The organism is Rhodopseudomonas sp. P2A-2r, assembly GCF_026015985.1.
In the GTDB taxonomy this organism is placed as follows: Bacteria; Pseudomonadota; Alphaproteobacteria; order Rhizobiales; family Xanthobacteraceae; genus Tardiphaga.
The window spans coordinates 4,034,767-4,058,603 of record NZ_CP110389.1; the positions used below are offsets into that span (position 1 = coordinate 4,034,767).

The window sequence follows — 23,837 nt, forward strand, 5'->3', positions numbered from 1 at the left end:
CGATCAGACCAGCCGGCTTTGCGCAGCCGCCGCCTTGATGAAGGATGCGAACAGCGGGTGCGGCTCGAACGGCCGCGACTTCAGTTCCGGATGGTACTGCACACCGATGAACCACGGATGGTTCTCATATTCGACGATCTCCGGCAGCACGCCGTCCGGCGACATGCCGGAGAACTTCAGGCCGTGCTGCTCGAGGCGATCCTTGTAGGCGGTGTTGACCTCGTAGCGATGGCGATGCCGTTCGGAAATCTCCAGAGCGCCGCCATACACTTCTGAGACCTTGCTGCCGGCCCGCAAAGCGGCCGGATAGGCGCCGAGCCGCATGGTGCCGCCGAGGTCGCCGGCATTGTGCCGCTTCTCGAGTTCGTTGCCGCGCAGCCATTCGGTCATCAGGCCGACCGCAGGCTCATCGGTGGGGCCGAACTCGGTGGAGTTGGCGTCCTTGATCCCGGCCAGATTGCGCGCCGCCTCGATCACCGCCATCTGCATGCCGAAACAGATGCCGAAATACGGCACCTTGCGCTCCCTGGCGAACTGCGCCGCGCGGATCTTGCCCTCGGCGCCGCGCTGGCCGAAACCGCCGGGCACCATGATGCCGTTGACGTGTTCGAGGAACGGCGCCGGGTCCTCGTTCTCGAATACCTCGCTCTCGATCCAGTCGAGGTTGACCTTCACCTTGTTGGCGATGCCGCCGTGAGACAGCGCCTCGGTCAGCGACTTGTAGGCGTCCTTCATGCCGGTGTACTTGCCGACGATGGCGATGGTCACCGCCCCCTCGGGGTTGCGCACCCGCTCGTTGATGTCGTGCCAGCTCTGCAGCGCCAGCGGCGCCTTCGGCGTCAGGCCGAATGCGGCCAGCACTTCGTCGTCGAGGCCGGCCTGGTGGTAGGCCTCGGGCACGGCGTAGATGTTGTCGACGTCGCGGGCCTCGATCACGGCGCTTTCGCGGACGTTGCAGAACAGGCCGAGCTTGCGGCGCTCTTCCTTGGGGATCTCGCGGTCGCAGCGGCACAGCAGGATGTCGGGCTGGATGCCGATCGAGCGCAGTTCCTTGACCGAATGCTGGGTCGGCTTGGTCTTCAGCTCGCCGGCGCTGGGGATGAACGGCAGCAGGGTCAGGTGCACATAGATGCACTGGCCGCGCGGCAGATCGTTCTTGATCTGGCGGATCGCCTCGAAGAACGGCAGGCCCTCGATGTCGCCCACGGTGCCGCCGATCTCGACCAGCACGAAGTCGTAGTCATCGTTGCTGTCGAGGATGAAGTCCTTGATGGCGTTGGTGACGTGCGGGATCACCTGGATGGTGGCGCCGAGATAGTCGCCGCGCCGCTCCTTGGTCAGGATGTCCTGGTAGATCCGGCCGGTGGTGATGTTGTCGGCCTTGGTGGCCGGCCGCCCGGTGAAGCGCTCGTAATGGCCGAGATCGAGATCGGTCTCGGCGCCGTCGTCGGTGACGAACACCTCGCCGTGCTGGTACGGCGACATCGTCCCGGGATCGAGGTTGAGATAGGGATCGAGCTTGCGAAGACGGACCTTGTAGCCCCGCGCCTGCAACAGGGCGCCGAGCGCCGCTGAAGCCAGACCTTTGCCGAGCGAGGAGACCACGCCGCCGGTGATGAATATGTACCGCGCCATGGGGTTCAACCTTTAAGGCTCAGCACCCGATTCGCAAAAACGAAATCGCAGCCAGAGACCGGAATTCGGCATGGCTGTGGGTGACTTGAAAATCGAAGTGAATGGAAGCTCTTGATGGCGGTTATTGATGCAGGACGGTAGCCCCCGTCCTGCATGGCCGCCCTGCTTTACTGCGATCGCGGAGCCTGCGGGCCCGCGGGAGCCGCCGGCGCCTGCTGCTGATCGCTCTTGCGCAGCAGATCAAGCAGCCCACCGGAGGTCGGCGGCGCCAACGGTGCGCCCGGCTGCGAGATCGGCGCCGAATCCGGAATGATCACGGAACTCGGCTTGCGCTCATAGGCGGCAAGCCACGACAGGAACATGCTGGTGATGAAGAACCCGGCCGCCAGGATACCGGTGGTGCGGGTCAGCAGGTTGGCAGTGCCACGGCTCGACATGAAGCCGCCGCCGCCACCGCCGCCGACGCCCAGGCCACCGCCCTCGGACTTCTGCAACAGCACCGCGGCGATCAGCGTCGCGACGATCATGAGGTGGATGACGATAATTACGCTTTGCATCGGGTCCTTCCATCAAGCTCGCTGCGCCGGGAAGCCGGCTGCGGCGGGAGCTTGCGGGGTTTGAAGTCGCGCGGTGTCTACACGATTGCACGGGGTATTGTCACCCCCGCACGACCGCCGGCTCGTCGCCGATCATGTACGTTCAGTTACTTAAGGACACCCCGCCGCAATCGCCAGGAAATCGGCTGCCTTCAGGCTGGCGCCGCCGATCAGTGCGCCGTTCACATTGGCCACCGCCATCAGTTCCACAGCGTTGGACGGCTTCACCGAACCGCCATAAAGGATCCGCATCCGGACTCCTTCATCCTTTACGTGATCTGTGAGCTGATAGCGGATAAACTTATGAACTTGCTCAACATCCTCAACCGTCGGGGTGAGCCCGGTGCCGATCGCCCAGACCGGTTCGTAAGCGATGACGGTGTTGGCCGCGGTGGCACCGGCAGGCAAGGAACCGGCCAGTTGACTGCCGCAGATCGACAGGGCCTGGCCGGCGTCGCGCTGTGCCCGGGTCTCGCCGATGCAGATGATCGCCGTGAGCCCGGCGCGCCAGGCGGCTTCCGCCTTGCTGCGCACCACGGCATCGATTTCGCCATGGTCGGCGCGGCGTTCGGAGTGCCCGACGATGACAGCGGTCGCGCCGGCGTCGGCCAGCATTTCCGCCGAGAGGTCGCCGGTATGGGCGCCCGAGATCTTGGGATGGCAGTCCTGGGCGCCGACCCTGATGCGCGATCCGATCGCCACCGCGGCGAAGGTGTAGACCAGGGTTGCCGGCGGGCAGATCAGCAGATCGACCGTGCGCCAGAGATCGCCGACGCCGGCGGTCATCTGACCGAACTCGGCAGCGGAATCCTTCAACCCGTTCATCTTCCAGTTGCCGGCAATCAGCGGCCGAATGACGTCAGTCATGGAACTACCCCGAAAACGATGGAACTGGCTTGCGCTAGCAGAGCAGCGGATGGCGCTCAAGGGACGTCAGGTGGCACCGCGCAGGCCGCGCTCATGCCTGATCTCGTCGGCGGTGAAATCCGGCGCAGCGGGATCGAACCGGGTCCAGCCGGCGGAGGTCAGGGCTTCCCGGCGCTTGACGATGTCCACCGAGGACGGATGCAGGATGGCCTCCAGCCTTTCCTTGTCGGCCGCGGCAACCCGGGCACTGACCAGGCTGCCGCCACGACGGATGCTCTCGGCGTAGACCTCGGCATCGTTCACGGCCACGCCGGCTTCCGCGATCATGCCGATCACGCCGCCGGCGGCGCCGACCGCCGCAGCGCCGGCCGCGGCTGCCGCCAGCCAGCCCACCGCCACCACCGGGCCGAGGCCGGGGATCGCCAGCAGGCCGAGGCCGGCGAGCAAACCGCCAAAGCCGCCAAAGCCGGCGCCGATGGCCGCGCCCTTGCCGGCCCCCGCGGCGTAGTCCGGCGCGTACCATTTGTCGGCATTGTTGGCGATCAGGCTGATGTCGGCCTCATCGACCCCGGCATCGCGCAGATTGGCGGCCGCCTGCTGGGCCGCCGCGAAGTCGTCGAACAGCCGTGAAATTGTGACCTTGCTCATCGGATCAATCCTTGGATCGGGGCTTGTGTCATTCCGGATTGGCCGAGACGTTGCCCTTGTAATCGACGCTGATGCGCACCTTCACCGTGCCGTTCCTGGCAGTACCGCGCCAGACACCCTGACTGTCGTTCACCAGCGGCGATACGTCGGAAAAGCCGCGCGATTCGATGAGCTTGCGGGCCTGCGGCTCGGCAAAGCTGTTGGCGCCCGGCAGCGGCGCGGTCGCATTGTTGGCGGGGGCTGGCGCCTGCGCCAGGGCCGGGCCGGCCAGCGCTAGGCCCAGAAACAGCAATCCCGATCGCAATATCGTCTGCATCTAAGCTCCCCGGCGACCGACAGGCCTGCGCCGGAAGAAGGCCGCGGCGGTCAAAAAGTTCCATTTGCCGCCATTCGGGCAGCCAGTCCGCTTCAATCCGTCCACCGCGGCGCGGTTGCGAGCGGGCGACGGCCACTTTATGGTGCATCTCCAACTTGGCGACGCCCTTTTGCGGATTCCGCTGCAGGTGCGAGCCGGTCCCCTCCTGACAAATAAGATGACCCCATGCTTCGAGGAATACGCAAAGCCTCAACCAACTGGCTCGGCAAGACCATTATGAGCGTCGTGATGGGCGTGCTGATCCTCAGCTTCGCGGTGTGGGGAATCGCCGACATCTTCAAGGGCTATGGCCAGTCCTCGCTGGCCAAGATCGGCAGCACCGAAATCTCCACCGAACAGTTCCGCCAGCTTTATACCGACAAGCTGCAGCAGATCGGCCGGCAGTTCGGCCGCCCCTGACCTCGGAGCAGGCCCGCGCCTTCGGCCTCGACCGCCAGGTACTGCAGCAGGTGATCGCCGAAGCTGCGCTCGACGAGGACGCCCGCCGCAAGGGGCTTGGCGTGTCCGATGCCGAGGTGATGCGCCAGATCACTGCCGACCCGAACTTCAAGGGCTCCACCGGGGCCTTCGACGGCGCCCGCTTCCAGCAGTTGATCCGCTCGCTCGGCTACACCGAGCAGCGCTACATCGCCGAGCAGCGCAAGGTCTCGTTGCGCCGGCAGATCGCCGGCACCGTAACAGGCGGCGCCGAACCGCCGAAAACGATGCTGGAGGCGCTGTCCCGGTTCCAGAACGAGCAGCGCACCATCGAATACGTCAAGCTCGACACCGCCCAGGCTGGTACCGTCGAGGCGCCCTCGCCCGAGGCGCTGGCGGCCTATTTCGAGGATCGCAAGACCCAGTTCCGTGCGCCCGAATACCGCAAGATCGCCTTCGTGGTGATGACCCCCGAGGAAATGGCCAAGTGGTCGGTGGTCTCCGACGACGACGCCAAAAAGGCGTTCGAGTCCAGCAAGGCCCGGATGTCGACGCCCGAGCAGCGCCAGCTCTCGCAGATGGTGTTTCCGTCGCTCGCCGAGGCGCAGGCCGCCCGCGCCAAATTGAGCCCGACCTTCGCCTTCGAGGACCTTGCCAAGGAACGCGGCATGACGCCGGCCGATCTCGATCTCGGCATGGTGGCCAAGGCCGGCATCATCGATCCCACCGTGGCCGATGCGGCGTTCGCGCTGGCGCCGGACAGCATCAGCGAGCCCGTGCAGGGCCGCTTCGGCACTGTGCTGGTGAAGGTCGGCAAGATCCAGCCCGGCACGGAGCCGAGCTATGACAGCGTCGCCGCCACCGTGAAGCGCGACCTCGCCATCGAGCGGGCCCGCGCCGCGGTCGCCGACATGCACAACAAGATGGAAGACGAGCGCGGCGGCGGTTCAAGCGTGATCGAAGCCGCCAAGAAACTCGGCCTGACCGCGGTGACCGTCGAAGCGGTCGACCGATCCGGCCGCACCCCGGACGGCCAGCCGGTGGCCGGCCTCCCGGTCGGCACCGACCTCGTATCGCAGGCCTTTGCCAGCAATGTCGGCGTCGACAACGACGCGCTGCAGGTCGGCGGCGGCTATGTCTGGTTCGATGTGCTCGGCGTAACCCCGTCGCACGATCGCACTCTCGACGAGGTCAAGGACCAGGTGGTGGCGCGCTGGCGCGACGACCAGATCGCCGGCCGGCTGCGCAGCAAGGCCGCGGAGCTGGTCGAGAAGCTCGGTCCTGCCGCAAAATTCGCCGACGTGGCGGCGGCAGCCGGCGTCAAACTGGAGACCTCGGCGCCGTTCAAGCGCGACGCCACCGTGCCCGGCCTGTCGGGCGGCGTGGTCGAGGCCGCGTTCCGCAGCGCCAAGGATGCCGCCGGCAGCGCCCAGGGCGCCAGCTCCGCCGAATGGATCGTCTACCGGGTCACCGACATAACGGCGCCGGCGCTCGACATGGCCTCGGACGAAGCCAAGAAGCTGAAGGAGACCCTGCAGCGCGGCCTCACCGACGAGCAGGTGGCGCAGTATGTCGGCAAGATCGAATCCGAGATCGGCACCCGCATCAACCAGGAAGCCTTCGCGCTTGCCACGGGTGCGGGCACCAACACGAACTGAAGCTTGAAATAAGTCTCGGATCGCGAGACATACACTGCCTCATCCTGAGGAGCGGCCTTGGATGAAGCAATTGCTCCACCCAAGGCCGCGTCTCGAAGGATGGCGTTCCAGCTCATGGTTCGAGACGCGCGCCGTTGGCGCGCTCCTCACCATGAGGGTCCCGCACCATTCTGAAAGCATGTGATGGATAATCTCAGGGCAATCATCGGCAAGGTCGCCACCGGCGCCACGCTGTCGCGCGATGAATCATCCGCTGCGTTCGACAGCATGATGTCGGGCGAGGCCACCCCGTCCCAGATGGGCGGGCTGCTGATGGCGCTGCGGGTACGCGGCGAGACTGTCGACGAGATCACCGGCGCGGTGTCGGCGATGCGCAGCAAGATGCTGACCGTGACCGCCCCCGCCGGCGCGGTCGACGTGGTCGGCACCGGCGGCGACGGCTCCGGCTCGGTCAATGTCTCCACCTGCGCGTCGTTCATCGTCGCGGGGGCCGGCGTGCCGGTGGCCAAGCATGGCAACCGCGCGCTGTCGTCGAAATCCGGCGCCGCCGACGTGCTGGCCGCGCTGGGCATCAAGATCGACATCACGCCTGAGCAGGTCGGCCGCTGCATCCAGCAAACCGGCATCGGCTTCATGTTTGCGCCGACCCATCATCCGGCCATGAAGAACGTCGGCCCGACCCGGGTCGAACTGGCCACCCGCACCATCTTCAACCTGCTCGGGCCGCTGTCCAATCCCGCCGGCGTCACCCGGCAGATGGTTGGCGTGTTCTCGCGGCAATGGGTGCAGCCTTTGGCGCAGGTGCTGAAGAACCTCGGCTCCGAAAGCGCCTGGGTGGTGCACGGCTCCGACGGCCTCGACGAGATCACGCTGACCGGCCCGACCTTCGTGGCGGCGCTGGAAAACGGCAACATCCGCACCTTCGAGGTGACCCCCGAAGAAGCCGGCCTGCCCCGCGCCCATGGCGACGCGCTGAAGGGCGGCGATGCCCAGGCCAATGCGGTGGCGCTGCAAAGCGTGCTCGACGGCAAGCCGGGCGCGTTCCGCGATGTCGCATTGCTGAACGCCGCGGCGGCGCTGATCGTCGCCGGCAAGGCCAAGGACCTCAAGGAAGGCGTCGCGCTCGGGCAGAAGTCGCTCGACAGCGGCGCGGCGCTGCAGAAGATGAAGCACCTGGTCACCGTCTCCAACGCCTGAGCGTGAAGGAATATTCGTGTCCGACATCCTGACCAAGATCGAGGCCTATAAGCGCGAGGAGATCGCGGCAGCGAAGCGCGCGCATCCGCTCGCCGAGATCGACGCACGGGCCAAAGCCGCTTCGCCGCCGCGCGGCTTCATGACCGCGCTCTATGCGCAGCTCGACAAGGGCAACTACGCGCTGATCGCCGAGATCAAGAAGGCCTCGCCGTCCAAGGGTCTGATCCGCGCCGACTTCGATCCACCGGCTCTGGCAAAAGCCTACGAGCTCGGTGGCGCCGCCTGCCTCTCGGTGCTGACCGATACGCCGTCGTTCCAGGGCCACCTGGATTTCATGGTCGCCGCCCGCGATGCCGTGAAGCTGCCGGTGCTGCGCAAGGATTTCATGTTCGACACCTATCAGGTGGTGGAAGCCCGCGCCCACGGCGCCGACTGCATCCTGATCATCATGGCTGCGCTCGACGATGCCACGGCACGCGACATCGAGGACGCCGCCATCGACCACGGCATGGACGTGCTGCTGGAAGTGCACGACCAGAAGGAGCTTGAGCGCGCGCTGAACCTGCGGTCGCCGATGATCGGCGTCAACAACCGCAACCTGCGCACCTTCGAGACCTCGCTCGCCACCAGCGAGCTGCTGGCGCCGATGATTCCGAAGGACCGGCTGATGGTCGGCGAAAGCGGCGTGTTCACGCCCGAGGATTGCGCCCGCCTCGCGCGCGTCGGCATCTCCACCTTCCTGGTCGGCGAAAGCCTGATGCGCCAGAGCGACGTCGCAGCAGCGACCAGGACGCTGTTGAAGCGCGCGGCGTAAGGTCGTGCGCCCAACGGGCAGCGCGCTGCTTGCTTACCCTCCCCTTGAGGGGAGGGTCGATTGCGCAGCGATCGGGGTGGGGTGACAGGGCCGGCGAGCGATCGACGACAGCGCCACACGCGACGATTTCACCCCACCCCGGAGCCAACGATGCTGCGCATCGTTCGCTCCGACCCTCCCCTCCAGGGGAGGGTGAACCGCGAGCGCCGCGGTTTTCGTGCACCACAGCAGGACTCTGATCATGGCCGGCAAGAAACCCAAGACCGCGAAGAATACCCCCGCCCTCACCCACATCGATTCCGCCGGCGAGGCGCGCATGGTCGACGTGTCGGCGAAACCGGCCACCGAACGCATTGCGGTGGCCGAAGGCCTCGTCGTCATGACCAAGGCGACGCTGGAGCTGATCGTCTCCGGCAACGCCAAGAAGGGCGACGTGCTGGGCACCGCGCGGATCGCCGGCATCATGGCGGCGAAGCGCACCGCCGATCTCATTCCGCTGTGCCATCCGCTGGCGCTGTCCAAGGTGACCGTCGACATTACGCCGGACAGGAAGCTGCCGGGCTGTCGCGTTCGCGCGTCGGTGAAGACCACCGGCCCGACCGGTGTCGAGATGGAAGCGCTCACCGCGGTGTCGGTGGCGTGCCTGACCATCTACGACATGATCAAGGCGGTGGAGCGCGGCGTGCGCATCGAGGCCATCCACCTCGTCGAGAAGAAGGGCGGCAAGTCCGGACATTATCTCGTCGGCGACACCATCGCCGATACGGACTAAACGCGCCGTCGCGAGTTCGGTGACGTCCGTCGCGACTTTAACTTGCGCAACGTCTCAGCCTGCTTCATCTCGCACTAGATCGCTGTGCGGATGGCGGTCGCGAAGCTGGCGATGTTGCCCTTCACCTGCTCGTCGCGGAAATACGCCGCCTGTTCGATGATGCTCAACGCCTCGGCCCGCTGCTCCGCCGACAGATAGCCGGACCAGATCTCGCGCGTGTCCTTCAGTGCCGCCGTCATCATCCGCGCATTGGCCGGTTTCATGCCCTGGGCGACCGAGATCAGCAGGCCGCGGACCATCTCGCCGGCGCCGATGCGGCTCAGTTCAAACCCCTCCATCCAGGTCGCCGTGCGCTGCTCCGGCGCGAGTTGCTCCATCTGCTGCATCAGCGCCGCGCTCTGCCGCGCCGCGATGCGGATCAGGAAATTGGTCGCCGCCGCGTACTGATCCTCGTAGTCCATCACGTTGCGCCGGAACGCCGCTTCATCGACGGACGACTTGCTCTGCACACCGAACCACATCACCCGAATGATGGTGTAGTTGGCGGCTTCGCCCCATGTCGAGAGCCATTCAACGTCCCCAGCCGCAAACGGCGGCAGGGCCGCCAGCCGGTCGACATCGAACAGCGCCTGCCAAAGGTCGGATGCGGGCGGCGACGTGTAGTCCGGCCGCCTTCCCGCTTTCTCCACGCGCTCAAGATAGGCCTGAAGGGCCTCCGCGGACTTTTTCGCAGCAGCGGCAACGGCCGGGCCTTGCTGCGTGCTGTCAGGGCGCGCGGCGGCGACGGGTCGGGCCTCGGCGACGGCTGCGCCGCCCAGCAGCAATGCTGCCATCACGATCAAACGTATCATCACATCCTCCGACTTCGGCGACGTTGTCAGTCTGTCTCCGGCATCGGGGGCGCGCCTCCTTATGAAAGCGCTTACCGCGGTGTCGGTGGCGTGCCTGACCATCTACGACATGATCAAGGCGGTGGGGCGCGGCGTGCGCATCGAGGCTATAATCCACCTCATCGAGAAGAAGGGCGACACAATCGCCGACTGAGCCTGCGTCGCTCGAACCGGCGCGCTCACTTTTCCGTCGCGAACGCCGTGAGCAGAACCGCGGCGCTGTCTGTGACTTCCTTGTCACCGACACGCTTCACGATTTCCTTCAGCAGCCGCATCACCTTGGTCCGGTCCTCGGGATACAGGCCATGGATCCAGGTCGACCGGGTATCGCCGGCGGCGGCCATCACCAGTTGCGCATTGCGGGGCTTCATGCCCTGCGCCACCGTCAGCAGCGCGCCCTCGAGAACTTCGCCGGAGCCGGAACGCACCATCCGGAATCCCTCGATGCGGGCCGGCGTCAGTTCCGTCTTCGGCAGTTCGGAGATGAACAGCGCCGCTGCATCCATCTGGCGCGCCAGCACGCGAACCATGAAGTTCATGGCGGTCGCGACCTCACCTTCGTAGGCTTCCAGATTGCGCGTCATCGTCGCTTCGTCGGGCTTCTGTCCCGGCGGCAGGCCGAACAACAGGATCTGCTTGTAACCGCGGCTCGCCGCGTTGCCCCAGTCCATCAGCCAGCCGATATCTTTCGCGGTCGGCTCCGGCAGTGCGGCCAGCCGGTCGGTGTCGAACACGGCGCGCAGTAGATCGGCGGCGGGCACCGATGTGTAGTCCGGCCGTCGGCCGGCGTCGCGCAGGTTGTCGTTATAGGTCTGCAGGGCGGCGGCGGCCTGGGTGGCCCTGATTGCCGCGACCTGGCCGTCGTGCGCCACTGCCGGCGTCGCCAGCGCCAGCACGGCAAACAGGGCAAACGTTCTCAACGTGCGAGTCATGATGCTGTCCACGATGGAGGGAAACGCGCCCTCGGCATTGAAGGCATCGTGGACATCAGTCGGCGGACCCACGCCCGCAGTTCAACCGCATGGCGAAATGTCCGAGCTTGCTGCGGTGTGGTGGCTAGATGCGCGAGATCCGCCGGAAGGCGAGGCTGGTGGCGACGCCGAGCAGCGCCCAGAACAGCAGGCTGGTCAGGGTCGCAGCGACCACGAAGTTATGCAGCAGCGCATGCGGCACGTCGCTGTGGGCCTCTGCGGCCTGCGGCGCGCCGATCAGATGCGGCAGCGCAATCAGGCCGAGGCCCAGCGCGGCCGCCCATGCTTCACGGCGAAACGTCAGCAGGCCGAGGCCGGCGGCGGTGGCGCAGGCGGTGCCGATCCACCAGGTCTGCCGCAGCGTCAGGTCGGCCACCGGCATGCCCGGCAATTCCGGCGGCAGGCCGAGGCCTGGCGCCACGGTGAACACCACGAAGCCGCCGAGGCCCCACAGCAGCCCCTCGCGCCAGTCCACCGGACGTCCGCGCAACGCGAAGATCCCGGTCAGCAGCATGCCGAAGCCGATGGCGGTGAGGATGTTGGCGCCGAAGGTGAAGGCGTTGCGCTGCAAGCCGTCGGCGGGTTCCCATGCGGCCGCGCCATGGTCATGCCCGGCAGCATGCTGATGGCCCGTCGCGGCGGGCGCCGGCGCAGGCGTCGCCTCGGCCTTGCGTTCGTAGACTTCGCTTTGCTGTATCAGCGGCGCGGTGCCGATCATTTGCGCTGCGGTGATGGCAGTGCCGACCACCAGCCCCGCCAGAGCGGCAGAAAATACGATCGACCGGAAAACCGACATCTCAATCAGTGGCAGGGAAACGCGTTGGCGTGGCGCACATCATGCGCAGCGTTGTGGATGGCACTGATGTGCGAGAAGCCGACCACGCCGACGATGAACAGGCCGAGCACCATGGCGAGCACAGCCTGGACAACGGCACTGGCGTCGGTGGTCGCGGTGGGAAATGAGGCTGTCTGGGTCTGCTGCATGGAATCCTCGCAAAATAGACCAACAGTTTAGCCGAGTTCGGAACCGGGCGCGACCCTAATTTGTCATCTGCCGCGCCACGTCCCGGCTGGTGAGGTGCAGGTTTGCCCCCTGCCCGAGCATGGCGCGCTCAATCTTTGCGCGCGCCGCGGCCTGGAACGCGGCCTCATGCCGGCGGAAGAAATCCGCGCAGTCGTCCGCCGTCGCCACACGCTTCAGCAGCGTGCGAAAGGCGCGCCGATGCACCATGCAGACGCCGTCATGGCCGTCCGGCCGGAACGCCAGTGAATCGATGTCATCGCGCCAGGCGGGCGGGCTGCGGTCACGCATGATCGAGGAGTCCGGGTCCATGATACCGCGACTAACGCGAGAGTGCGGCATGCGTCAAATCGACGGCTTCTCCACGTCGTCCCCGCCTGCACCGTGCCGGAAACCATGGACTGGGCACGATCCTTGCTTTCGTTTGACGCGCCGCCCGTGGCCGTTGCTTTGACGCAGCGAAGCGGGCAGCCTCAGGAACCAAGGCGCATCCTTTCCTCGGCGCAGTTGTTTCCACCCGTCATTGACGGTTCAAGAATCCGGGACAGATCCATCAGGAGCGTGACGATGAAGTTGTTTTATTCCAGGTTGGCGGTTTTGCTGACGGCGGCTGCTGTCGTCGCTGTTCCCGCGGCCGCCTGGGCCGGCAAGAAGAACGACACGCTGACCTACGTTTCGGATTCCGAGCCGGAAAACATCAGCCCCTATCACAATAACCTGCGCGAAGGCGTGATCATCGGCAGGCACGTATTTGACAACCTCATCTACCGCGATCCGGCGACCGGCAAATATGGCCCGCAGCTGGCGACGGAATGGAGCTGGGTCGACGACACCACCCTCGACCTCACCATCCGCAAGGGCGTGGTGTTTCACAACGGCGATCCGCTGACCGCCGACGACGTGGTGTGGACGCTGAACTATGTGGTCAGCCCGGATCTCGAAGGTCATCACCAAGCAGAACGTCGACTGGATCAAGAGCGCCGAGAAGACCGGCGACGATCGCGTCCGCATCCATCTGGTCGGCCCGTTTCCGGCGGCCATCGAATATCTCGCCGGCCCGGTGGTGATCTATCCGAAGGCCTATTTCGAGAAGGTTGGCATTGACGGCTTCGCCAAGGCGCCGGTCGGCTCGGGGCCCTATCGCATCACCTCGGCGGAAGCCGGCAAGACGGTGACCATGGAGAAGAACACCAAATACTGGGACGGCAGCCCGCTGGGCAAACCGTCGATCGGCAAGCTCATCTTCCGCGTGATGCCCGACGCAGAGACACGGCTCGCCGAACTGATGACCGGCGGCGTCGACTGGATCTGGCGGGTGCCTAAGGACCAGGCGCAGCAGCTCTCGGCGGTGCCCAACATCACCGTTCTCTCCGCGGAGACCATGCGCGTCGGCTTCCTGCAGTTCGACGCGGTCGGCCGCACGCCGGCGTCCGAACCGCTGAAGGACGTGCGCGTGCGCCAGGCCATTGCCTACGCCATCGACCGCAAGAGCATGCTCGACAATCTGGTCGGCAGCGGCGGACGGGTGATGAACTCGGCCTGCTTCATCGACCAGTTCGGCTGCAGCGACAAGGGCGTGCCGGTCTACGACTACAATCCCGCCAAGGCCAAGGCGTTGCTGGCCGAAGCCGGTTACGCCCAGGGCTTCAAGACCGAACTCTACGCCTATCGCGACCGCGAACTGGCCGAAGCCATGATCGGCTATCTGCGCGCGGTCGGCATCCAGGCCAACCTCAACTTCATGAAATACGCCGCGATCCGCGAGATGAACCGCTCCGGCAAGGTGGCCATCAACTTCCAGACCTGGGGCTCGTTCTCGGTGATGGACGTCTCCGCCTTCACCGGCGTCTGGTTCAAGGGCGACGCCGATGACATGTCGCGCGACGCGGACGTGCAGAAACTGACGAAAACGGCGGACACCACGGTGGACACCGACAAGCGCGTCAAACTCTATGCCGACGCGCTCAAGCTGATCGCCGACAAGGAATACCTGATGCCGATGTTCTCCTATCCCGCCAACTACGCCTTCACCAGCGACCTCGTATTCACCGGCCAGCCCGACGAGCTGCCGCGGTTCTATATGGCGAAATGGAAATAGCGCAGCCGCAGTCGTAGGGTGGGCAAAGACCGCGAGCGCGCAGCGCACGCGGGCGTGCCCACCACGCCGGTGTAGCGCTCCGAACGGTGGGCACGGCGCAAGAGCGCCTTTGCCCACCCTACAAATTCGAGGAGCCCATGCTCAGCTTTGCCTTGCAACGGTTCGTCGTCGCCATTTCCGTGGCGGTGACGGTCTCTGTCGTTGCCTTCCTCCTGCTCCATATGTCCGGCGATCTCGCGATGACCATCGCCGGCCCGGAAGCCTCGGCGGCGCAGGTCGAGGTGATCCGCCACCAGTTCGGGCTCGATCGCCCGATGCCGGTGCAGTATTTCGACTGGCTGTGGCGCGCCCTGCATTTCGATTTCGGCACGTCGTTTTACTTCCGTGACAGCGTCGTCTCGCTGGTCGCCGCGCGCATCCCGGTGACGCTGACCCTCGGCGCCATTTCGCTGCTGATCTCGCTCATTGTGGCGGTGCCGCTCGGCGTGCTCGCCGCAGTCTATAGCGGCACCTGGATCGACCGGCTGGCGCTAAGCTTCTCGGTGATCGGCCAGGCGGTGCCAACGTTCTGCCTCGGCCTCGGCCTGATCATCGTGTTCTCGGTCAACCTGCGCTGGCTGCCGGTGTCCGGCAATGCCAGCTGGCAAAGCTATATCCTGCCCTCGGTGGCGCTCGGCTGGTACGCGATTCCGGCGGTGATGCGGCTGTCGCGCAACGGCATGCTGGAAGTGCTGTCCGCCGACTACATCCGCACCGCCCGCGCCAAGGGCCTGGCGCCCGGCATGGTGATCTTCAAGCATGCGCTGCGCAATGCCATCATCCCCGTGGTGGCGCTGGCCGCCGTGCAGTTCGGCTTCATGCTCGGCGGCTCCATCGTGGTCGAGGCGGTGTTCTCCATGCAGGGCCTCGGCCACCTCGCCTGGGAAGCCATTGCGCGCAACGATTTCCCGGTGGTGCAGGCGGTGGTGCTGATCCTGGCCCTGCTCTACGTGATGCTCACCTTCCTGGCGGATCTCGCCAACGCCTTTCTCGACCCAAGGATCCGGCTGGCATGACCGACGTATCTGCCATCGCGAAATCCCTGCCGGCCGAAACATCGCCGCAGCGCTCGTCCACAGCCGCTTTCATGCGCCGCAGTTTCCGCCACAGCGGCTTGATGATCGGCGGCGTCATCCTGCTGGTCATCGTGGTGCTGGCGCTGGCGGCGCCGCTGATCGCGCCGCACGATCCCTATGCCCAGGATCTGGCGCGCCGCATGCGACCCCCGATCTGGAACGCGAAAGGCACCTGGGACAACATCCTCGGCACCGACAAGCTCGGCCGCGACTATCTCAGCCGCCTGCTTTACGGCGCCCGCATTTCGCTGATGATCGGCACGCTCACCGTGCTGATCTCCGGCACCATCGGCACCCTGCTCGGCGTCTGCGCCGGCTATTTCGGCGGCAAGGTCGATGCGGTGCTGAGCTATGTGGTCACCACGCGGCTGGCGCTGCCGGTGGTGCTGGTGGCGCTGGCCTCCGCCGCCATCGTCGGCTCGTCGCTGAACGGCGTCATCGTCGTGCTCGGCCTGCTGCTGTGGGATCGCTTTGCCGTGGTCACCCGCTCCGCCACCCAGCAGATCGCGCAATCCGATTACGTCGCCGCCGCGCGCGCCATCGGCTGCTCGACGCCGCGCATCCTGTTCTCGGAAATCCTGCCCAACATCCTCAACGCACTGATCGTCGTCGCCACGCTGGAGATGGCCCACGCCATCCTGCTCGAGGCGGCGCTGTCATTCCTCGGCCTCGGCGTGCAGCCGCCGCTACCGTCGTGGGGACTGATGATCGCCGAGGGCAAGCAATACATGTTCTTCAGCGCCTGGGTGATCGGCGTTCCCGCTGCCGCACTGGTGCTGCTGGTGCTGGCCATCAATCTGGTCGGCGACGGGCTGCGCGACGTCACCGCGCCCGAGAACAGGAACTGACCGATGGCCCTGCTCGAAGTCGATGACCTCATAGTCGACATTGCCACGCCCAACGGCACGCTGCACGCTGTCAGGAAAATCTCGTTCTCGGTGGAGCGCGGCGAGACGCTGGCCATTGTCGGCGAGAGCGGCTCGGGCAAATCGCTGACCTCGCTGGCGCTGATGGACCTGCTGCCGCGCCGTGCATGGCGAACGGCGGCACGCCTGCGCTTCGACGGCGTCGATCTGCTGGGGATCAAGGAGCCGCAAATGCGAAAACTGCGCGGCAACCGCATGGCGATGATCTTTCAGGAGCCGATGACCTCGCTGAACCCGGCCTACACCATCGGCAACCAGCTGATCGAGGCGCTGCGCTGCCATGAGTCTGTCAGCGAGGCAGCCGCCCGCGACCGCGCGCTGCAACTGCTCGACAAGGTCGGTATCGCCAATGCCGCCAATCGTCTGCGGCAGTATCCGCACCAGCTCTCCGGCGGGCTGCGGCAACGCGTGATGATCGCCATGGCGCTGATGTGCAGCCCCGACCTGATCATCGCCGACGAGCCGACCACCGCGCTCGATGTCACCATCCAGGCGCAGATCCTTCGGCTGCTGGCCGATCTCAAGACCGAGTTCGGCATGGCTATGATCCTGATCAGCCACGATCTCGGCGTCGTCGCGCGCGTCGCCGACAAGGTCGCCGTGCTCTATGCCGGCGACGTGGTCGAGAGCGGCGCGGCGCGGCCTGTCTTCAAGACGCCGTTGCATCCCTATACGCGCGGCTTGTTGAGCTGCATTCCGATCCCCGGCCGCACCGCGCCGGGCGCCCCGCTCGGCGCCATCCCCGGGCAACTGCCGAACCTGATCGGCCCGCAGCACGGCTGCGCCTTTCGCGCGCGCTGCGAATTTGCCGCGCCTGAATGCGAAGCCGACATTCCGCTGATGCATCCGGAGCCGCAGCATGACGTGCGCTGCATTCGCCTGCCCGCGCTGGAGGCCATGGCATGAGCGACATCGCCCTTGAACTGCGCAACGTCACGCGCACCTTCGAAATCTCGCAGGGCGTATTTCGCCCGGCGGCGACGCTGACCGCCGTGGCCGACGTGTCGCTGCAGGTGAAGCGCGGCGAGGTCTACGCCCTCGTCGGCGAGAGCGGCTCCGGCAAGTCGACGCTGGCCAAGCTGCTGCTCGGCCTGCTGCCGCCGACATCAGGCGAGATCCTCATCGACGGCGTACCGATCTCGGCAGGCAACCGCGTCGCGGTGGCGCGGCGCATCCAGCCGATCTTTCAGGATCCCTATTCCTCGCTCAACCCGCGAAAATCGATCGGTCAGTTGATCGCCCTGCCACTGGTTGTGCACGGCATCGGCGACCGCGCCTCGCGCCGGGCAAAAGTCATCGAAATGCTCGACATGGTCGGACTTCCAAAACGCATGCTCGACGCCACGCCGGGCCAATTGTCCGGCGGCCAGCGCCAGCGCGTCGCCATCGCACGCGCACTGGTGATGCGGCCGGAAGTGGTGATCTGCGACGAGCCGACCTCGGCGCTCGACGTCTCCGTGCAGGCGCAGATCCTCAACCTGCTGCTGGATCTCAAGCGCGAGTTGGGCCTCACCTACTTCTTCATCAGCCACAACCTCGCAGTGGTCGAGCATCTCGCCGACCGCGTTGCGGTGATGTATCTCGGCCGCCTCGTCGAGCAGCGCAGCCGCGCCGGCCTGTTTGCCGCACCACGCCATCCCTATACAAGCGCGCTGCTGGAGTCGGTGCTGACACCCGATCCCGATCTCGGCGTGCCCGACACCGGAATCGGCGCGATCGCGCCCAATCCGCTGGCGGGCAATCCCGGCTGTCCGTTCACGCCGCGCTGTCCGGCCGCTATGGAGATCTGCCAGACCGCCTTCCCGCCCACGCGCGCCCTGCCGGATGGCTGGGCCGCCTGCCACCTCGTTCAACCCAAGGAACTGCAACTCTCATGAGCCGCTCTGATGCCGTCGCCCGCGCGACAACCTATTTTGACAATGGCGCGTTTCGCGCCGACCTGGCGCGCCGCGTCGCCGTCCCCACCGAGAGCCAGGGCGCCACGCCGCGCCTCGACATGCTGCATGCCTATCTCAACGAGCAGATCATTCCCGATGCCGAGCGCATGGGTTTTGTCTGCCGCGTGGTCGACAACCCTCGCGCCGGCCACGGCCCGTTCCTGATCGCCGAGCGTCACGAGGCCGACGGCATGCCGACGGTGCTGACCTATGGCCATGGCGACGTGGTGATGGGCCACGCCTTTCAGTGGCGCGACGGCCTCGACCCCTGGCAGGTCACTGTCGAAGGCGACCGCTGGTACGGCCGCGGCACCGCGGACAACAAGGGCCAGCACACCATCAACCTCGCCGCCCTCGAACAGGTGATGGCCGCGCGCGGCGGCAGCCTCGGCTTCAACTGCAAGCTGATCCTGGAAATGGGCGAGGAAGCCGGCTCGCCGGGATTGCGCGCCATCGCCCAGGCCGAGGGCCAGGCTTTGAAGGCCGACGTGCTGATCGGCTCAGACGGCCCCCGCCTCACCGCGGAGCGTCCCACGGTGTTTCTCGGCTCGCGCGGCGCGTTGAATTTCGAACTCGAAGTCGACCTGCGCGACGGCGGCCACCACTCCGGCAACTGGGGCGGCGTGCTCGCCAATGCCGGCACCCTGCTGGCCCACGCCGTCGCCTGCCTTGTCGACAGCAAGGGCCAAATCCTGGTCGATGCCCTGAAGCCCGATTTGCCCGATGCGGTACGTGCGGCTCTGTCCGACGTCACCGTGGGCCAGGGTCCCGGCGATCCCGTCATCGATCCCAACTGGGGCGAGCCCGGCCTCACCTCCGAAGAAAAGATCTTCGGCTGGAATACGCTGGAAGTGCTGGCGTTCAAGACCGGCACGCCGGAAGCGCCGCTCAACGCCATCCCGCCCACCGCCAAGGCGACCATGCAGTTGCGCTTCGTGGTCGGCACCGACCCGAACGGCATTCTGCCGGCGGTGCGCGCGCAGCTCGATGCCAACGGCCTCACGCGCGTCTCCGTAAAACCGGCGCGCCAGGAAGCCTTCTCCGCCACCCGGCTCGACCCCACCGATCCCTGGGTGCACTGGGCGCTGGCCTCGATCAAGGAGACCACAGGCAAGAAGCCGGCGCTGCTGCCGAACCTCGGCGGCTCGCTGCCCAACGACGTCTTCGCGGATGTTCTCGGCCTGCCCACCATCTGGGTGCCGCATTCCTATCCGTCCTGCTCGCAGCACGCCCCCGACGAGCATCTGCTCGGCTCCGTCGCGCGCGAGGCACTGCAGATCATGGCGGGACTGTTTTACGATGTCGGCGAGGACGGCAAGCGGATCATCGCGGAGCGGAAGTGACGGGGTGAAACCCTGTTCGAAGCGGGAGGGACGAAAAGCCGTGGTTTGACGCGGGACCTCCGGATCATGGGCGCCGTTCGATACCGCACTTTCTTCCCCTCTCCCCAAGCAGCGAAGCTGCGCAGGCGGGAGAGGGTGGCCCGGACGAAGTCCGGGCCGGGAGAGGGGTGGTGCAGCAAGCGCCCTCTCCCGCCTTCGCTACGCGAAGGCACCCCTCCCGCTGCGCAAAGCTTCGCTTTGCTGGGGGAGAGTGAAGAGCGAGCGCCGCCGCAGCCATCCTTGCTCGTTCGTCACCGGCCTGACGACTGCCCCCTGCATTGTGGTTTTCTGGATGGCTTCCCTTACAAGAATTCGCCCAGCGCATGCGCTGGCCCGAAATGACCGGTTGGCGTGAATTGTCCCCTCTTCGTCCGCAACCGGCATTTCGGCCTTTGACGGCACGGATAAAGTGGCAGCACACTCGCAGCCAACGGAGACAACCATGTCCGATACCGCGCTCATCGTCATCGACGTCCAGAAATCGTTCCGCCACCGCGACTACTGGACCGAAGACGCCCTGCCCGCCTTTCTCGAGCGCCAGCAGGCGCTGATCGATGGAGCGAAGGCGGCTGGCATTCCCGTGCTTCAAGTCTTTCACCTCGCCGATAACGGCGCCTTTTCGGCGTCCTCCGGCCACGTGACGACACTGGCGCCGCTGCAGATCACGCCGGATGCAGTTTTCAAGAAGCGCCGCCACAGCGCGCTCGTCGGCACAGGCCTCGACGTCTGGCTCATCGCCCAAGGCATCCGCAAGATCATCGTCTCCGGCATCCGCACCGAGCAATGCTGCGAAACCACCACGCGGCATGCGTCCGATCTCGGCTACGCCGTCGACTTCGTGGGCGAAGCGACGCTGACGTTCCCGATGACCGATGCCGCCGGGCGCACATGGAGCGCCGCGGAAATCCGCGCCCGCACCGAGCTGGTGCTGGCGGGCCGCTTTGCCAGGATCGCGACGGTGGAACAGGCTCTTGCCGAACAGGCAGAAAAGATCGCCGCATGACCGCAAGAGCACCGCACGCGCGCGTCATCCCGGTGTTCGTGGTGGTGCCGGCGCGCGTGCTGCTGCTCGACATCGCCGGTCCGATCGAGGTGTTGCGAAAAACCAATCTCGAACAGAACGAGGTGCGTTTCACCGTCACCTATGTCGGGCCGGCATGCGACGCCATCAGTTCGATCGGACTTGGCATCACCGGCATCGAACAGTTACCTGAGCATCTCCCCGCCGACGCGCTGGTGGTGATGCCCGGCAGCGCCGACGTCGCGCTCGGAGCGACTGCCACCGACCGCAAGAAGGATGCGCTGCAGGAGAAAGCCATCGTCGACTGGTTGAGAAAGACCATCCGGCCCGGCATCCGGCTCGCCTCGATCTGTGCCGGCGCGCTCGTTGCGGCGCGTGCCGGGCTGCTCGATGGCTATGACTGCACCACGCATCATGCCTGCACCGACGAGCTTGCGAAGCTCGCACCCTCGGCGCGCGTGCATGAGAACCGGCTCTATGTGGAGGACGGCGAGCGCCTGACCAGCGCCGGCATCACCGCCGGCGTCGATCTGATGCTGCACATCGTGGCGCAGACCGTCGGCCATGCGGTGGCGCTGTCCGTCGCCCGTTACCTCGTCGTCTACCTCCGTCGCGGCGGCGCCGATCCGCAGCTGTCGCCTTGGCTGGAAGGGCGCAATCACATCCATCCGGCGATTCATCGCACGCAGGACGCGGTCACGGCAGACCCGACAGCCGACTGGTCGGTGGATCGTCTCGCGGAGATCGCTGCCGCCAGTCCCCGCAACCTCTCCCGTCTGTTCAACGAGCATACCGGCATGAGCGTCATCGACTACGTCAACCGCATGCGGGTGGCGCTTGCCGGGCAGATGCTGTCCGGCTCGCGGCTCGACATCGAAACCGTCGCCGAGCGCTCGGGCTTCGCCTCCGCCCGGCAGTTGCGGCGCGCCTGGAGCCGCTGGCACAAGATGCCGCCGAGCCGCATGCGGAGCGTCGACGACATCTCTGAACAAGCCTGACGGCGTCGGCGATGGCTTCGTCCACCTGACATCTGCTTGACTGCATTGCGTGGGCCCCCTGCAGATCACCGCCAAGCTGTTATAGGGTGTGGGCAATACATCGCGCGCATCAGGAACCAAGCCCCATGAACGACCAACATACGGCACAGCACAGCCACACCGATCTCGCCGACAAGGTCGTCGCCTGGCTAGCGCCGCGCGCCGCCGAGATGGAAGCGCTGCTGCACAGGCTGGTCGACATCGACTCCAACAGTTTCGACAAGGCCGGCACCGACGCGGTCGGCGTGGCCATTGCCGACCTGCTGGCCGGCGAAGGCATTGCGGTCAGCGTCACGCCCAAGGTCGGCTTCGGCGACATCGTCCGCGCCGAATTGCCGGGACGCCAGAACGGCCACGTGCTGCTGCTCGGCCATCGCGACACCGTGTTCAAGAAGGGCACGGTTTTGACGCGTCCCTATTCGCGCGACGGCGATCTCGCTTTTGGTCCGGGCGTCGCCGACATGAAGGGCGGCTTGGTCGCTAACATCTTTGCGCTGCGCGCGCTGAACGCCGTCGGCGGCCTGCCCTTCCCGGTGGTGGCGCTGTTCACAGCGGACGAGGAAATCGGCTCGCTGCAGGGCCGCGCCGACATCGAAACTGCCGCGCAGGGCGCCCGCGCCGTGCTCAACACCGAGCCCGGCCGCGTCAGCGGCAATGTGGTCACCGGCCGCAAGGGCGGCGGCTCGTTCCACATCAAGGTCACCGGCCGCGCCGCGCATTCCGGCGTCAACCACGCCGACGGCGCCAGCGCGATCGAGGCGCTGGCACGCAAAATCACCCGGCTGCACGCGCTCACCGACTACGACGCCGGGATCACCACCAATGTCGGCGTCATCAAGGGCGGCAACACCCACAACACCGTGGCTCCGTGGGCCGAGGCCGAACTCGACCTTCGGTTCATGACGCTCGAGCAGCGCGCGAGCATCGTGCGCGAGATCGAACGCATCGTGCACGATGAAGACGTGCCGGGCACCTCGGCCGAGATCGAACAGATCTCCATGTTCCTGCCGCTCGAGGAAAAATACTCCGGCAGTTTGTTCGCTCTGTACCGGGACGCGGCGACGCGGGTCGGCTTCGCCGTCGGCGGTGAGTTCACCGGCGGCTGCGCCGATTCCGGCTTCACCGCAGCCATGGGCATCCCGACCCTGTGCGGCCTCGGCCCGGTCGGCGGCAAGGCCCATACCGACGACGAATTCTGCCGCCTCGACACCCTGCTGCCGCGCACCCAGGCGCTGGCGGCGACGATCTGCGCGCTGGTGTGAGGTGTAGGGTGGGCAAAGCCTCGTCCGCGCAAAGCGCGGCGAGGCGTGCCCACCACAATACACGACGCACAGAAATGATGGGCACGGCGCTAGATGTTTAGTCCCGGACTTTGATGGGTCGGATCAACATTGAATCTGGTGGGCTCTTTTGTCCAGATCTTACAAACGTACTCGTAGGGTGTGAGGCCCTGCAGGGTCTTTAGCCGACGCGCGAAGTTGTAGGCGTCGATGAAGTCGCCGAGGTGGCGACGGAGTTGGTCGTGGGTCTCGTAGTGGAAGCGCTTGACGGTCGCTTCCTTGATAGTCCGGTTCATCCGTTCGACCTGGCCATTGGTCCAGGGGTGCTTGGGCTTGGTGAGGCGATGATCGATGTCGGCCTGGGCGCAAGCCAACTCAAAGCCATGGGCCCAGACCGGCTCGCCACGCTCGAGGGCCAGCTTGATCTCAGGGACCGCTGAGCCACCGGCACCGGGCGTGGTGAAGTGCGTGCCATTGTCGGTCAGCACGGTGTGGATCTTGTAGGGCACGGCCGCGATCAGGTGGCGCAGGAAGTCGCCGGCGATGCGCCGAGTGGCTTTCTCGTGCAACTCGACGAAGGCGAACTTTGAGGTCCGGTCGATCCCCACGAACAGATAGAGCTTGCCCTGCTCGGTGCGGACCTCGGCGATGTCGATGTGAAAGTAGCCGATCGGATAGGTCTTGAACTTACGCCGATCTGGCTTGTCGCCCTCGACTTCAGGCAATCGCGAGATGTCGTGGCGCTGCAGGCAGCGATGCAGTGACGAGCGCGTCAGATGCGGGATGGTTGGTTGCAGGGCATACAAGCAGTCATCGAGCGGCAGCAGCGTGTGCCGCCGGAAGGCGACAATAAGCGCCTCTTCCTCGACCGTCAGAACCGTCGACTTCGGGTCTTTCGGCCCGGTTCGTAGATCTTCGACCGAGGCCCGCGCCTTCCACTTGGCGACGGTCTTGGGATTGATCCCATGCCGCCTGGCCAAGACCCTCAGGCTCTCTTGACTATGTTGTATCGCTCGACGGACCGCCGCTGTCGTTGTGGCGCTCCCGTGGTGAACCTGTCCCATAGCGCATCCTTCCAACCGTCGGAGAATAATGCACCATCAAATGCTGGGACCAAACATCTAGCGCGCCTTTGCCCACCCTACGCCCGTCATTGCACCGTCGCCCCGCCTCGGTAAA

General features: G+C 65.9%; 23 protein-coding genes and 3 pseudogenes. 15 read left to right on the forward strand and 11 right to left on the reverse strand.

The genetic code is table 11. The features are described from left to right. Positions 1 to 3: 3 nt before the first annotated feature. From ONR75_RS19510 to ONR75_RS19530, 5 genes are all read right to left on the reverse strand, one after another. A complete protein-coding gene (locus ONR75_RS19510) occupies positions 4 to 1,635 on the reverse strand; it encodes a CTP synthase (protein ID WP_265078718.1) in 1,632 nt (543 codons plus the stop codon). Between the two features lie 167 nt (positions 1,636 to 1,802). Beyond that, complete coding sequence (secG, locus tag ONR75_RS19515) at positions 1,803 to 2,192, reverse strand: preprotein translocase subunit SecG (protein ID WP_265078719.1); 390 nt, start codon at positions 2,190 to 2,192, stop codon at positions 1,803 to 1,805. A gap of 150 nt (positions 2,193 to 2,342) precedes the next feature. Then, entirely contained in the window at positions 2,343 to 3,098 is a 756-nt protein-coding gene (gene tpiA / locus ONR75_RS19520) for a triose-phosphate isomerase (RefSeq protein WP_265078720.1), read from the reverse strand. A 66-nt stretch (positions 3,099 to 3,164) separates the two neighbouring features. Further along, positions 3,165 to 3,746: a hypothetical protein gene (locus ONR75_RS19525; RefSeq protein WP_265078721.1), complete on the reverse strand. Its 582-nt coding sequence runs from the start codon at positions 3,744 to 3,746 to the stop codon at positions 3,165 to 3,167. Positions 3,747 to 3,774: 28 nt separating this feature from the next. Further along, a complete protein-coding gene (locus ONR75_RS19530; RefSeq protein ID WP_265078722.1) occupies positions 3,775 to 4,062 on the reverse strand; it encodes a hypothetical protein in 288 nt (95 codons plus the stop codon). 276 nt (positions 4,063 to 4,338) lie between these two features. On the opposite strand from ONR75_RS19530, the pseudogene ONR75_RS19535 reads away from it, so the two are divergent. The 5 genes and pseudogenes from ONR75_RS19535 to moaC form a co-directional block, all read left to right on the forward strand. Next, positions 4,339 to 4,727: pseudogene (locus ONR75_RS19535) on the forward strand (SurA N-terminal domain-containing protein); the annotation flags it as partial. Between the two features lie 99 nt (positions 4,728 to 4,826). Beyond that, a complete protein-coding gene (locus ONR75_RS19540) occupies positions 4,827 to 6,197 on the forward strand; it encodes a peptidyl-prolyl cis-trans isomerase (RefSeq protein WP_413776526.1) in 1,371 nt (456 codons plus the stop codon). Positions 6,198 to 6,380: 183 nt separating this feature from the next. After that, positions 6,381 to 7,394 carry an anthranilate phosphoribosyltransferase gene (trpD, locus tag ONR75_RS19545; RefSeq protein ID WP_265078723.1) on the forward strand — a complete coding sequence of 338 codons (1,014 nt, stop codon included), beginning with the start codon at positions 6,381 to 6,383 and terminating at the stop codon, positions 7,392 to 7,394. A gap of 16 nt (positions 7,395 to 7,410) precedes the next feature. Continuing rightward, positions 7,411 to 8,208 (forward strand): indole-3-glycerol phosphate synthase TrpC, encoded by a 798-nt coding sequence (gene trpC / locus ONR75_RS19550; protein ID WP_265078724.1) that lies wholly within the window; start codon positions 7,411 to 7,413, stop codon positions 8,206 to 8,208. A gap of 241 nt (positions 8,209 to 8,449) precedes the next feature. Then, entirely contained in the window at positions 8,450 to 8,980 is a 531-nt protein-coding gene (gene moaC, locus ONR75_RS19555) for a cyclic pyranopterin monophosphate synthase MoaC (protein WP_265078725.1), read from the forward strand. Between the two features lie 74 nt (positions 8,981 to 9,054). On the opposite strand, the gene ONR75_RS19560 is transcribed toward moaC, so the two are convergent. After that, the gene (locus tag ONR75_RS19560; protein ID WP_265078726.1) at positions 9,055 to 9,804 is read right to left on the reverse strand and encodes a hypothetical protein; all 750 of its coding nucleotides are present in this window, start codon (positions 9,802 to 9,804) and stop codon (positions 9,055 to 9,057) included. 88 nt (positions 9,805 to 9,892) lie between these two features. Between ONR75_RS19560 and ONR75_RS19565 the strand changes: the two are divergent. Then, positions 9,893 to 10,024, forward strand: a pseudogene (locus tag ONR75_RS19565) (cyclic pyranopterin monophosphate synthase MoaC); the annotation flags it as partial. 25 nt (positions 10,025 to 10,049) lie between these two features. Here ONR75_RS19565 and ONR75_RS19570 read toward each other — a convergent pair. Genes ONR75_RS19570 through ONR75_RS19585 form a run of 4 tightly spaced genes read right to left on the reverse strand, consistent with a single transcriptional unit; the run spans position 10,050 to position 12,153 of the window. Beyond that, entirely contained in the window at positions 10,050 to 10,874 is an 825-nt protein-coding gene (locus ONR75_RS19570) for a hypothetical protein (protein WP_265078727.1), read from the reverse strand. A 52-nt stretch (positions 10,875 to 10,926) separates the two neighbouring features. After that, positions 10,927 to 11,637, reverse strand: a complete 711-nt coding sequence (locus ONR75_RS19575) for a CbtA family protein (protein WP_265078728.1) — start codon at positions 11,635 to 11,637, stop codon at positions 10,927 to 10,929. 5 nt (positions 11,638 to 11,642) lie between these two features. Further along, positions 11,643 to 11,825 carry a CbtB-domain containing protein gene (locus tag ONR75_RS19580; RefSeq protein ID WP_265078729.1) on the reverse strand — a complete coding sequence of 61 codons (183 nt, stop codon included), beginning with the start codon at positions 11,823 to 11,825 and terminating at the stop codon, positions 11,643 to 11,645. A gap of 55 nt (positions 11,826 to 11,880) precedes the next feature. After that, a complete protein-coding gene (locus ONR75_RS19585; protein ID WP_265078730.1) occupies positions 11,881 to 12,153 on the reverse strand; it encodes a hypothetical protein in 273 nt (90 codons plus the stop codon). A 276-nt stretch (positions 12,154 to 12,429) separates the two neighbouring features. Between ONR75_RS19585 and ONR75_RS19590 the strand changes: the two are divergent. The 9 genes and pseudogenes from ONR75_RS19590 (at position 12,430) to ONR75_RS19630 (ending at position 22,640) form a co-directional block, all read left to right on the forward strand. Then, a pseudogene (locus tag ONR75_RS19590) lies at positions 12,430 to 13,960 on the forward strand (ABC transporter substrate-binding protein). Positions 13,961 to 14,097: 137 nt separating this feature from the next. Continuing rightward, positions 14,098 to 15,015 (forward strand): ABC transporter permease, encoded by a 918-nt coding sequence (locus ONR75_RS19595; protein ID WP_265078731.1) that lies wholly within the window; start codon positions 14,098 to 14,100, stop codon positions 15,013 to 15,015. Then, the gene (locus ONR75_RS19600; RefSeq protein WP_413776368.1) at positions 15,012 to 15,923 is read left to right on the forward strand and encodes an ABC transporter permease; all 912 of its coding nucleotides are present in this window, start codon (positions 15,012 to 15,014) and stop codon (positions 15,921 to 15,923) included. The genes ONR75_RS19595 and ONR75_RS19600 overlap by 4 nt, the downstream gene beginning before the upstream one ends. Positions 15,924 to 15,926: 3 nt before the next feature. After that, positions 15,927 to 16,907, forward strand: coding sequence for an ABC transporter ATP-binding protein (locus ONR75_RS19605; protein WP_265078732.1), 981 nt, complete (start codon positions 15,927 to 15,929; stop codon positions 16,905 to 16,907). Further along, entirely contained in the window at positions 16,904 to 17,878 is a 975-nt protein-coding gene (locus ONR75_RS19610) for an ABC transporter ATP-binding protein (protein WP_265078733.1), read from the forward strand. The genes ONR75_RS19605 and ONR75_RS19610 overlap by 4 nt, the downstream gene beginning before the upstream one ends. Further along, positions 17,875 to 19,281, forward strand: a complete 1,407-nt coding sequence (locus ONR75_RS19615; protein ID WP_265078734.1) for a M20 family metallopeptidase — start codon at positions 17,875 to 17,877, stop codon at positions 19,279 to 19,281. Before ONR75_RS19610 ends, ONR75_RS19615 begins: the two co-directional genes overlap by 4 nt. 481 nt (positions 19,282 to 19,762) lie before the next feature. Then, positions 19,763 to 20,323, forward strand: coding sequence for an isochorismatase family protein (locus ONR75_RS19620; RefSeq protein WP_265078735.1), 561 nt, complete (start codon positions 19,763 to 19,765; stop codon positions 20,321 to 20,323). After that, entirely contained in the window at positions 20,320 to 21,339 is a 1,020-nt protein-coding gene (locus tag ONR75_RS19625) for a GlxA family transcriptional regulator (RefSeq protein ID WP_265078736.1), read from the forward strand. The genes ONR75_RS19620 and ONR75_RS19625 overlap by 4 nt, the downstream gene beginning before the upstream one ends. A 125-nt stretch (positions 21,340 to 21,464) precedes the next feature. Next, the gene (locus ONR75_RS19630) at positions 21,465 to 22,640 is read left to right on the forward strand and encodes a M20 family metallopeptidase (protein WP_265078737.1); all 1,176 of its coding nucleotides are present in this window, start codon (positions 21,465 to 21,467) and stop codon (positions 22,638 to 22,640) included. Positions 22,641 to 22,729: 89 nt separating this feature from the next. On the opposite strand, the gene ONR75_RS19635 is transcribed toward ONR75_RS19630, so the two are convergent. Beyond that, a complete protein-coding gene (locus ONR75_RS19635; protein ID WP_265078738.1) occupies positions 22,730 to 23,722 on the reverse strand; it encodes an IS481 family transposase in 993 nt (330 codons plus the stop codon). Positions 23,723 to 23,837 lie beyond the last annotated feature (115 nt).

Excerpts from the sequence above, each read along its gene's own strand:
- ONR75_RS19510 (WP_265078718.1), bottom strand. The coding sequence starts at position 1,635 with ATGGCGCGGTACATATTCATCACCGGCGGCGTGGTCTCCTCGCTCGGC.
- secG (WP_265078719.1), bottom strand. The coding sequence starts at position 2,192 with ATGCAAAGCGTAATTATCGTCATCCACCTCATGATCGTCGCGACGCTG.
- tpiA (WP_265078720.1), bottom strand. The coding sequence starts at position 3,098 with ATGACTGACGTCATTCGGCCGCTGATTGCCGGCAACTGGAAGATGAAC.
- ONR75_RS19525 (WP_265078721.1), bottom strand. The coding sequence starts at position 3,746 with ATGAGCAAGGTCACAATTTCACGGCTGTTCGACGACTTCGCGGCGGCC.
- ONR75_RS19530 (WP_265078722.1), bottom strand. The coding sequence starts at position 4,062 with ATGCAGACGATATTGCGATCGGGATTGCTGTTTCTGGGCCTAGCGCTG.
- ONR75_RS19540 (WP_413776526.1), top strand. The coding sequence starts at position 4,827 with ATGCTGGAGGCGCTGTCCCGGTTCCAGAACGAGCAGCGCACCATCGAA.
- trpD (WP_265078723.1), top strand. The coding sequence starts at position 6,381 with ATGGATAATCTCAGGGCAATCATCGGCAAGGTCGCCACCGGCGCCACG.
- moaC (WP_265078725.1), top strand. The coding sequence starts at position 8,450 with ATGGCCGGCAAGAAACCCAAGACCGCGAAGAATACCCCCGCCCTCACC.
- ONR75_RS19575 (WP_265078728.1), bottom strand. The coding sequence starts at position 11,637 with ATGTCGGTTTTCCGGTCGATCGTATTTTCTGCCGCTCTGGCGGGGCTG.
- ONR75_RS19580 (WP_265078729.1), bottom strand. The coding sequence starts at position 11,825 with ATGCAGCAGACCCAGACAGCCTCATTTCCCACCGCGACCACCGACGCC.
- ONR75_RS19585 (WP_265078730.1), bottom strand. The coding sequence starts at position 12,153 with ATGCGTGACCGCAGCCCGCCCGCCTGGCGCGATGACATCGATTCACTG.
- ONR75_RS19595 (WP_265078731.1), top strand. The coding sequence starts at position 14,098 with ATGCTCAGCTTTGCCTTGCAACGGTTCGTCGTCGCCATTTCCGTGGCG.
- ONR75_RS19600 (WP_413776368.1), top strand. The coding sequence starts at position 15,012 with ATGACCGACGTATCTGCCATCGCGAAATCCCTGCCGGCCGAAACATCG.
- ONR75_RS19605 (WP_265078732.1), top strand. The coding sequence starts at position 15,927 with ATGGCCCTGCTCGAAGTCGATGACCTCATAGTCGACATTGCCACGCCC.
- ONR75_RS19610 (WP_265078733.1), top strand. The coding sequence starts at position 16,904 with ATGAGCGACATCGCCCTTGAACTGCGCAACGTCACGCGCACCTTCGAA.
- ONR75_RS19615 (WP_265078734.1), top strand. The coding sequence starts at position 17,875 with ATGAGCCGCTCTGATGCCGTCGCCCGCGCGACAACCTATTTTGACAAT.
- ONR75_RS19620 (WP_265078735.1), top strand. The coding sequence starts at position 19,763 with ATGTCCGATACCGCGCTCATCGTCATCGACGTCCAGAAATCGTTCCGC.
- ONR75_RS19625 (WP_265078736.1), top strand. The coding sequence starts at position 20,320 with ATGACCGCAAGAGCACCGCACGCGCGCGTCATCCCGGTGTTCGTGGTG.
- ONR75_RS19630 (WP_265078737.1), top strand. The coding sequence starts at position 21,465 with ATGAACGACCAACATACGGCACAGCACAGCCACACCGATCTCGCCGAC.
- ONR75_RS19635 (WP_265078738.1), bottom strand. The coding sequence starts at position 23,722 with ATGGGACAGGTTCACCACGGGAGCGCCACAACGACAGCGGCGGTCCGT.